Source organism: Micropruina sp. (assembly GCF_047606365.1).
GTDB lineage: Bacteria > Actinomycetota > Actinomycetes > Propionibacteriales > Propionibacteriaceae > Micropruina.
On record NZ_JASGEN010000067.1, the window covers coordinates 23,979 to 30,166 of the forward strand.

A 6,188-nucleotide genomic window follows, 5' to 3' on the forward strand; every position below is an offset into this window, starting at 1 on the left:
GGTTTGAACCTCTTCAGTTGGGTGAGCGAGCGGGTGTCAGTCGGTGAGCGCGCGGACGGCGTCGGCGATGGCGTCCATCGCAGCGGACAGGGTGGCCTCGTCGGTGGCGAAGGACACCCGGAAGAACGGCGAGAGACCGTACGCGCTGCCGGTGATGGTGGCCACCCGGGCGTGCTCCAGCAGGTAGCCGACGAAGGCGTCGTCGCTGTCGATCACGGTGCCGTCGGGGGTGCGTCGTCCGATCACCCCGGAGCAGTCGATGAAGACGTAGAAGGCGCCGTCGCCGGCCAGCGCACGCAGCCCGTCGATGGCGTTGATGCGGTCGACGACCAGGTCGCGACGGGCCCGGTACTGCTTCGCCGCGGACGCGACGAAGGACTGGTCCCCGCTCAGCGCCTCGGCGGCCGCTGCCTGCGAGATGGACGACGGGCAGCTCGACATGTGCGATTGCAGTTTGTTGATCGCCGACACCAGCGGCTTCGGGCCGGCGCAGTACCCGAGCCGCCAGCCGGTCATCGCGTAGGTCTTCGAGACGCCGTTGACCAGCAGCACCCGGTCACGCAGCTGCGGAGCGGCCTCGAGCAGGCCGACGCAGCGTCCTTCGCCGAGGAACACCTCGTCGTAGATCTCGTCGGTGAGCACCAGGACGTCGGGAAACTCCTCCAGCACCTCAGCCAGCGCGGCCAGCTCGTCGCGGGAGTAGACGGCCCCGGTCGGGTTGGACGGCGCGTTCAGGATCAGCCACCGGGTGCGGTCGGTGAGACCCTTGCGGAGCCGGGCCGGGGTGAGCTTGAAGTCGTCCTCGATCGGGCACCGGACGATCACCGGGGTGCCGTCGTTGAGCACCACCATGTCCGGGTAGGAGACCCAGTACGGCGCCGGGATCAGCACCTCGTCGCCGGGGCTCAGGGTCGCCATCAGCGCGGTGAAGATCACATGCTTGGCGCCGGAACCGACCGAGATCTCGGCGTCGGTGTACTCGATGCCGGCGACCCGGCGGAGCCGGTCGATGATGGCGGCGCGCAGGGCTGTGGTGCCGTTCACCGCGGTGTACTTGGTGTCTCCGCGTTCGATGGCGGCGATGCCGGCCGCCTTGACGTTGTCAGGAGTGTCGAAATCGGGCTCGCCGACCGTCAGGTCGAGCACCTTCACCCCGCTCTCCCGAAGCTCGCGCGCCTTGGCCGCGGCAACGGAACTCGGCGAAGGGTGGACCCGGGTCATCCGGGCAGCTTCAAAGGGCATGACAAGTCCTCGGTGATTGGGGTTCCCTACGATCGTAGGAGCCGGACGACCTCCCGCGCCAAGACCGAATGTGGGTGCTGTCATAAGGCCCCCTTATAACGCCCGGCCGCCGGCACTCGGCGGACCGAGACGAACGGCGCAGCGCCACTCCACTGCCGCGCACGGTCGCTGCTTCCCTGCTGCGCAGTCGAAAATGCCTATGACGTCATAGCAGAACCGCTTGACGAACCTGACGGTTACACCGTTTCTTCCGCTATCCGACAAGGATTAATGTGGCCGCCATGGATCTCGACCTGCACACGACGTCCGGCAAGCTCGCCGACCTGGAACGTCGTGACCGGCAGGCGAAGCACCCGGCGTCGGAGGCGGCGGTCGAGAAGCACCACGCCAAAGGCAAGCTGACCGCCCGCGAGCGGGTGCTGGCGCTGCTCGACGAGGACAGCTTCACCGAGCTGGACGAGTTCGCCCGGCACCGCACCACCGCCTTCGGCATGGACGCCAAACGGCCCTACACCGACGGGGTGATCACCGGGTTCGGCACCATCGAGGGCCGCAACGTGGCGGTGTTCTCCCAGGACGTGACGATCTTCGGCGGCGCGCTGGGCGAGGTGTACGGCGAGAAGATCTGCAAGGTGATGGATCTGGCGCTGCGCACCGGCATTCCGGTGATCGGCCTGGTCGAGGGCGGCGGCGCCCGCATCCAGGAGGGCGTGGTCAGCCTCGGCCTGTACGCCGAGATCTTCAAACGCAACACCCACGCCTCGGGTGTCATCCCGCAGATCTCGGTGATCCTCGGCGCAGCCGCCGGCGGGCACGTCTACTCCCCCGCGCTGACCGACTTCGTGGTGATGGTCGACCAGACCTCGCAGATGTTCATCACCGGCCCGGACGTGATCCGCACCGTCACCGGCGAAGAGGTGACGATGGAGGAGCTGGGCGGCGCCCGCACCCACAACACCCGCTCCGGCAACGCCCACTATCTGGCCGCCGACGAGCATGACGCGCTCGACTTCGTCCGGCACCTGCTCAGCTTCCTGCCGGCCAACAACCTGGACGAGCCGCCCGCGCTCGAGCCCGACCCGGACGCCGAACCCGACGGCGACGCGCTCGACACGCTCATCCCGGACGCCCCGAACCAGCCCTACGACATGCACGAAGTGATCACCCGGGTGCTGGACGACGGCGAGTTCTGCGAGGTGCACGCCCGGTTCGCCGCCAACATGATCTGCGGTTTCGGACGGGTCGAGGGCCGCGCCGTCGGCGTGGTCGCCAACCAGCCGATGGTCTACGCCGGCTGCCTCGACATCGACGCCTCCGAGAAGGCGGCCCGGTTCGTCCGCACCTGCGACGCGTTCAACATTCCGGTGCTCACCTTCGTCGACGTGCCCGGCTTCCTGCCCGGCATCGACCAGGAGTGGAACGGCATCATCCGGCGCGGCGCGAAGCTGCTCTACGCCTACGCCGAGGCGACCGTGCCGCTGGTCACCCTGATCACCCGCAAGGCTTACGGCGGGGCTTACGACGTGATGGGTTCGAAGCATCTGGGCGCCGACGTGAACCTGGCCTGGCCGACCGCGCAGATCGCAGTGATGGGCGCCGAGGGCGCGGTGAACATCCTGTACCGCCGCGACCTGGCTCACGCCGACGACCCGATCGGACGCCGCGCCGAGCTGGTCGAGTCCTACAACGACGAACTGTCGAATCCGTGGATCGCCGCCGAACGCGGCTATGTCGACCGGGTCATCGCGCCACGCGACACCCGCGCCGAGATCGCCAAGGCGCTGCGGCTGCTGCGCACCAAACGCGCCGAACTGCCGCCCAAGAAGCACGGGAACATCCCGCTGTGACCGCGCCGATCGTCGTCCGCGGCCGTCCGACCGATGCCGAGCTGGCCGCGCTGACCGCCGTCCTGCTGGGTCGCCGGGTGGCCGAGGATGAGCCGGTACCGGCCGGGCCGGCCCGGCGTTGGGGGTCGGCCAGAGATCGGCTCCGACTTCCACCCGCCCCAGGGCCCGGGGCCTGGCGGGCCGCAATCAGGCATTGAACACCGAGAAAGGACGCCTCGTGATGGGCGAGTTTTCCAAGGTCCTGGTGGCCAACCGGGGCGAGATCGCCGTCCGGGTGATCCGGGCCGCGACGGACGCCGGGCTGGCCAGCGTGGCCGTCTACGCAGACGCGGATTCCGACGCGCTGTTCGTCCGGCTCGCCGATGAGGCGTTCGCGCTGGGCGGCAGCACCCCCGCCGAGACCTACCTGAGCATCGACAAACTGCTCGCCGTGGCGCAGCGTTCCGGCGCCGACGCCGTCCACCCCGGCTACGGCTTCCTGGCCGAGAACGCCGACTTCGCCCGCGCGGTGATCGCCGCCGGACTGACCTGGATCGGCCCCTCCCCCGAAGCCATCGAGGTGCTCGGCGACAAGGTGCAGGCCCGGCATCTGGCCTCGAAGGTGGGCGCACCGCTGGTGCCCGGCACCGCCGACCCGGTGGCCGGCGCCGACGAGGTGGTGGCGTTCGCCCAGCAGCACGGCCTGCCGATCGCGATCAAGGCCGCCTACGGCGGTGGCGGACGCGGCCTGAAGGTAGCCCGGACGCTGGCCGAGGTGCCCGAACTGTTCGAATCGGCCACCCGCGAGGCGGTCGCCGCCTTCGGCCGCGGCGAATGCTTCGTGGAGCGCTACCTGGACCGGCCACGACATGTCGAGACCCAATGCCTGGCCGACGCCCACGGCGGCGTCGTGGTGGTCTCCACCCGGGACTGCTCGCTGCAGCGCCGCCACCAGAAGCTGGTCGAAGAGGCACCGGCACCGTTCCTCACCGACGCCCAGCGCGACGAGCTGTACGCGGCCAGCAAAGCGATCCTGCGCGAGGCGGGTTACGTCGGCGCCGGCACCTGCGAGTTCCTGGTCGGTCTGGACGGCACCATCAGCTTCCTGGAGGTGAACACCCGGCTGCAGGTGGAGCACCCAGTCTCCGAGGAGGTCAGCGGCCTCGACCTGGTCCGGGAGCAGTTCCGGGTCGCCGCCGGTGAGCCGCTCGGCTACGACGACCCCGAGACCAGGGGCCACTCCATCGAGTTCCGGATCAACGCCGAAGATCCAGGGCGGGGATTCATGCCGGCCCCGGGCACGCTGACCCAGTGGCGCCCGCCGCGCGGGCCAGGCGTCCGGGTCGACGAGGGGTACCTGACCGGGATGACCGTGCCGGGCGCCTTCGACTCGCTGGTGGCCAAGATCATCGTCACCGGCGCCGACCGGCAGCAGGCGGTGCAGCGGGCCCGCCGGGCGCTGGCCGAGACGGTGCTGGAGGGCATGCCGTCGGTGCTGCCGTTCCACGCCGCGGTGCTGGACGAGCCGGCGTTCGTCGCCGCCGACGGCGCGTTCGGCGTGCACACCCGGTGGATCGAAACCGAGTTCGACAACCAGCTTCCGCCCTACACAGACAGCGCCGCCGACCCGGAGCCGTCCGAACGGCAGAGCTTCGTGGTCGAGGTGGACGGACGCCGGCTCGAGGTCCGGCTGCCCGCCGACCTGGTGGCGCCGTCCCGCACCACCACCCAGTCGTCCCGCCCGGGTCGCCGGACCGGGTCCGCCCGGCCGGCCGCCGCGGCGTCCGGGGACCTCACCGCACCCATGCAGGGCACCATCGTCCGGGTCGCGGTGGCCGAGGGCGACCAGGTGGCCGAGGGCGACCTGATCGTGGTGCTGGAGGCGATGAAGATGGAGCAGCCGATCGCCGCGCATCGCGCCGGGACCGTCAGCAACCTGCGTGCGACTACGGGTGCGACCGTGACCAGCGGTGCCGTGCTGTGCACCATCGTGGAGTGAACACGGCGGGACCACCAGGCTCAGGGCACCGAGCAATCCGGGACGAGGCCGGTCAGCACATAGATCCGGCCGGCGAGTTTGGTCGACTGCCATTGGGGGGACGCGGCGTTGCTGACCGCCCAGACGGTGAAGTTGCCGGTGCCGAGGGTAAGCAGCGGCACATTGATGACGACCGTTGTCACCCCCGCGGCCACCGTTCCGCTGCGCTCGAACAGTCCACCGACGGCCCAGGCGTAGCCGCTATGGGCCGGGCCACCCGCCGTCGGCGCCTGCCAGGTGAAGGTCACCCGCCCCAGGACGAGGTCTCTGGAGCAACTCAGGTTCCGTGGCGGTCGAAGGAACGTCGCGGTGACGGTGGCCTTCCCGTACTCGCTGTTCTTCCAGCTCGCCAGCGTCGGCCCGCCGAGTTGGGGCGCGCCGACCACCAGGCACATCGCGCCGGCCGCCGCCAGCGCGGCCCGTAGTCGTGGCCTCATCGGGTCAGCCGGCGCCGAACCACCAGGACGCCACAGCCCGCCACCAGCGCGCCCGCGGCCAGCCACAGGACCAGCCGTGACGCTGTCGGTCCGGTCTGCGGCAGATCGCCGCCGGGTCCGCTGTCGATCACATCTCCCCAGCCGACCGCGGTGATCGTAACCGTCGACGCCGTGCCCGGTGCGATCACCGTGCCGGCGGGCAGCCAGGCGGTCACCTGTAGCCAGCGTTCATCACCGGCCCGCAACCGTCCGGCGGAAACGGATGACCCCAGCCAGCGACTCGTCGGGCCAGCCCCCAGCACGGGGGTCGCGCCGGCGGCGCAGCCGGCGCTGGACCAGCGGGTCGGGCAACTGTCCAGGCGAGCCTGTAGGCCGGAGGGGAGCTGGGCCAACGGTCCGGACGCCCGGATCGAGAGTTCGATCTGGCCCGGCTCGGGAGGATCGCTGGTCACTCCGACCTGCCAGGTGACCGGCTGGCCGGGAGCCAGCGAGGTCATCGCCCGGTCGTCACCGACGGTGACCAGGGTGATCACCCGGCCCCGGACCGTGCGCTCGCCGGTCTCGGCACGAGCGGGGGCGGCCATTGCCGTGGAGCCGGCCAGCGCCGCGAGCAGCGCGACGCCCGCCATTCCGACGGCCCGGCGC

Annotated in this window: 6 protein-coding genes; 3 read left to right on the plus strand and 3 right to left on the minus strand. The window is 70.6% G+C overall.

Translation table 11 applies throughout. The features are described from left to right. Window positions 1-36: 36 nt before the first annotated feature. Window positions 37-1,242, minus strand: coding sequence for an aspartate transaminase (locus QM624_RS08135; protein WP_415090619.1), 1,206 nt, complete (start codon window positions 1,240-1,242; stop codon window positions 37-39). A gap of 281 nt (window positions 1,243-1,523) precedes the next feature. Here QM624_RS08135 and QM624_RS08140 point away from each other — a divergent pair, with 281 nt between their 5' ends. Genes QM624_RS08140 through QM624_RS08150 form a run of 3 tightly spaced genes read left to right on the plus strand, consistent with a single transcriptional unit; the run spans window position 1,524 to window position 5,067 of the window. Further along, window positions 1,524-3,089, plus strand: coding sequence for an acyl-CoA carboxylase subunit beta (locus QM624_RS08140; protein WP_298134355.1), 1,566 nt, complete (start codon window positions 1,524-1,526; stop codon window positions 3,087-3,089). Further along, a complete protein-coding gene (locus QM624_RS08145) occupies window positions 3,086-3,286 on the plus strand; it encodes an acyl-CoA carboxylase subunit epsilon (protein ID WP_415090621.1) in 201 nt (66 codons plus the stop codon). Before QM624_RS08140 ends, QM624_RS08145 begins: the two co-directional genes overlap by 4 nt. A gap of 23 nt (window positions 3,287-3,309) precedes the next feature. Further along, window positions 3,310-5,067 (plus strand): acetyl/propionyl/methylcrotonyl-CoA carboxylase subunit alpha, encoded by a 1,758-nt coding sequence (locus QM624_RS08150; RefSeq protein ID WP_415090624.1) that lies wholly within the window; start codon window positions 3,310-3,312, stop codon window positions 5,065-5,067. A gap of 20 nt (window positions 5,068-5,087) precedes the next feature. Here QM624_RS08150 and QM624_RS08155 read toward each other — a convergent pair whose 3' ends face one another. Together QM624_RS08155 and QM624_RS08160 are read right to left on the minus strand one after the other, a co-directional pair. Continuing rightward, window positions 5,088-5,543, minus strand: coding sequence for a hypothetical protein (locus QM624_RS08155; protein WP_415090626.1), 456 nt, complete (start codon window positions 5,541-5,543; stop codon window positions 5,088-5,090). Beyond that, on the minus strand, window positions 5,540-6,188 hold a 649-nt coding region (locus QM624_RS08160), incomplete at its 5' end, for an LPXTG cell wall anchor domain-containing protein (protein WP_415090629.1). The genes QM624_RS08160 and QM624_RS08155, both read right to left, overlap by 4 nt.